Annotated in this window: 4 protein-coding genes; 2 read left to right on the top strand and 2 right to left on the bottom strand. The window is 74.9% G+C overall.

What is annotated here, in order from left to right; genetic code table 11:
* Positions 1-1,251 (top strand): class I SAM-dependent methyltransferase (locus tag G3I42_RS02215; protein WP_203606255.1); only part of this gene is annotated, 1,251 nt, incomplete at its 5' end.
* The gene (locus tag G3I42_RS02210; protein ID WP_164282166.1) at positions 1,248-2,120 is read left to right on the top strand and encodes a DUF1295 domain-containing protein; all 873 of its coding nucleotides are present in this window, start codon (positions 1,248-1,250) and stop codon (positions 2,118-2,120) included. The genes G3I42_RS02215 and G3I42_RS02210, both read left to right, overlap by 4 nt.
* A gap of 9 nt (positions 2,121-2,129) precedes the next feature.
* On the opposite strand, the gene G3I42_RS02205 is transcribed toward G3I42_RS02210, so the two are convergent.
* Both G3I42_RS02205 and G3I42_RS02200 read right to left on the bottom strand, forming a co-directional pair.
* Entirely contained in the window at positions 2,130-2,474 is a 345-nt protein-coding gene (locus G3I42_RS02205; protein ID WP_164282165.1) for an antibiotic biosynthesis monooxygenase family protein, read from the bottom strand.
* 46 nt (positions 2,475-2,520) lie between these two features.
* Positions 2,521-2,821, bottom strand: a 301-nt coding sequence (locus G3I42_RS02200; RefSeq protein ID WP_164282164.1) for a helix-turn-helix transcriptional regulator, incomplete at its 5' end; no start/stop codon positions are given.

The following is a 2,821-nucleotide window of genomic DNA, read 5'->3' as shown; positions in this document are numbered from 1 at the left end:
GCCGCGCCGCTCACGATCGACGCCGCGCGCTGGCCCGACATCGCCCGCGTGCCCGCGAGTTCGGCGGCCCGCACCGCGCTCACGCGCCGCATCGTGCGCCACGCGCTCGACCGGCTGCCGCTCCTCGTCCGTCTCCCCGACGGCGGCAGGCTCGGCCTCGGCGGGCCGCTCATCGACATCCGCGACGCCGACGCCTTCCACGCGCGGATCGGCCGCTTCGGCCTCATCGGCTTCGGCGAGTCGTACATGGCGGGCGAGTGGGACGCCCCCGACCCGGTCGCCGCGCTGACCGTACTCGCCGCGCACGCCGCCGAGTTGATCCCCCAGCCGCTCCAGCGCCTGCGCGGCCTGTGGGCCCCGCGCCGCCCCGATGCCCACCGGGGCACGCCGAAGAACGCGCGGGACAACATCGGCGCGCACTACGACCTGTCCAACGACCTCTTCGGCGTCTTCCTCGACGACACCCTCACCTACTCCTCCGCCGTCTTCCGCGCCCTCCCGGCCCGCTGGGAGAACCTCGCCGGAGCCCAGCGCCACAAGATCGACCGGCTCCTCGATCTCGCCGAAGTGCGGGCGGGCACCAGGCTGCTGGAGATCGGTACGGGGTGGGGCGAGCTGGCCCTGCGGGCCGCCGCGCGCGGCGCGCACGTCACCTCGCTCACCCTCTCCGCCGAACAGCGGGCCCTCGCCCTGGAGCGCGTCGCGGCGGCCGGGCTCGGCGACCGCGTGCGCGTCGAACTGTGCGACTACCGGGAGGCGGAGGGGAGTTACGACGCCGTCGTCAGCGTCGAGATGATCGAGGCGGTCGGGCACGAGTTCCTGCCCGTCTACTTCGAGACGATCGACGCGCGGCTGCGCCCCGGCGGCCGGGCCGCGCTCCAGGCGATCACGATGCCCGACGACCGGATGCGCGCGAGCCGCGACACCCACACCTGGATAGGCAAGTACGTCTTCCCCGGCGGCCTCATCCCCTCCGCCGAGTCGATCGAGGCCGTCACCGCGGGCCGCACCGCGCTCCGCACGACCCGCGCCGACTCCTTCGGCGCGCACTACGCGGAAACGTTGCGCCTGTGGCGCGAGCGCTTCACCGCGCGCGCCGACGAGGTCGACGCGCTCGGCTTCGACGCGGTCTTCCGCCGCCTGTGGACCTTCTACCTCGCGTACTCGGAGGCGGGGTTCAGGTCGGGCTACCTGGATGTGCGGCAGTACCAGTTCACGAAGGACGCGGCACAGGGCCGGGGCGCGTCGTGAGCTTCCCGTGGGGTGCCTTCGCGCTCGGTCTCGCGCCCGCCGCCGGGGCCTGCGCGCTCGTCCTCGGCGGCACGTGGCTGCTCTCGCGGCGGCGCGGGATCTACCGGTACGTGGACAGCGCCTGGGGCTTCGCCTTCGCCGTGCTCGCGGTCGCGGCGTGGCTCTTCGCGTACGGGACGGAGGGCACGTACGGCTCGCGGGGGCTCGGCGATCCCGTACGGGCGACGCTCGCCGCCGCGCTCACCGTGGTGTGGGGCCTGCGCCTGGGTGTCCACATCGCCCGCCGGGGCCGGGGCAGGGGCGAGGACCCGCGCTACGACCGGATGCTCTCCAAGGCCCCGGAGGGCACCCCGCGCCCGCGCTACGCGCTGCGCGTCGTCACGCTCCCGCAGGCCGCCCTGGTGTGGCTCGTCTCCGTCCCCGTGCAGGCCGCGGTGCTCCTGCCGTACGGGACGTGGTGGGTGACGTGGCTCGGCGTGGGCCTGTGGGCGCTCGGCCTCTTCTTCGAGGCGGTCGGCGACGCGCAGATGGCCCGCTTCAAGGCCGACCCCGCGCACAAGGGGAAGCTCATCGACACGGGGTTGTGGCGCTGGACCCGGCACCCCAACTACTTCGGCGACTTCGCGGTGTGGTGGGGCCTGTGGCTCCTCACCCTCCCCTCCCCCGGCGCCCCTGCCGCCGCCTGGGGCCCCGCGGCGGCGACCCTCGTCTCGCCGCTGCTCATGACGTACCTGCTCGTCTTCGGCAGCGGGAAGCGGCTCACGGAACGGGGCATGGCGAAGCGCGAGGGCTGGGAGCGGTACGCGGCCCGGACGAGCGGCTTCCTGCCGTGGCCGCCGGGGGTCTGGCCGAAGGGGCGCCAGGGCTGAGCCGGACGCTCAGCCCTCCGCCCCCGTCCCCGGCAGCACCCCGCCCAGGACCGCCAACTCCGTCCGCTCCGGTGGCCCCGCCACGAGTGCCAGCACCTCGGACGGCGACGGCGTCCCCGTCGCCTCGGCGGAAGAGGCGAGCGCGGCGTCGGCGTCGGCCGCGCTGCGCCACACCTCCGTCACGTGCACCTCGTCCGGGCGCCGCTCGTCCCGGCCGATCGTGTACAGCAGGCAGCCCGGGAAGCCGTCGAGCGCCTCCGCGACACGGAGCAGCAGCTCCGCGAGGTCCGCTCCCCGCCCGGGCAGCGCGGTGAACTTCATGAGCCGTCCGACGGGTCCTGTGGGTGTCGTCATGACGACGACCGTAGTGGCCCCCACCGACAGCGCCCGCACCCCGGCTTCACGCCGCCTCGTCGACCAGGTCCCTGAGCTGGTTGCGTGCCGTGATCCCCAGCTTGGGGAAGGTCCGGTACAGGTGCGAGCCGATCGTGCGCGGCGAGAGGAACAGCTTCTCGCCGATCTCGCGGTTGGTCAGCCCGCGCGCCGCGAGCACGACGATCTCCCGCTGCTGCGGCGAGAGTGCGGCGAGCGCGTCGGGCGCGGTACGGGTCACGGCGACGCCCGCCGCGCGCGACTCGGCCCGCGCCCGTTTTGCCCAGGGCCCCGCGCCGAGCCGCCGGAAGGTCTCCAGCGCCTCGGCG

Origin of the sequence: Streptomyces sp. SID11385, from assembly GCF_010548245.1 — a bacterium.
Lineage (GTDB): Bacteria > Actinomycetota > Actinomycetes > Streptomycetales > Streptomycetaceae > Streptomyces.
Note: the sequence above shows the minus strand (reverse complement) of the source record. Positions and strands in the feature narration are given on the sequence as shown.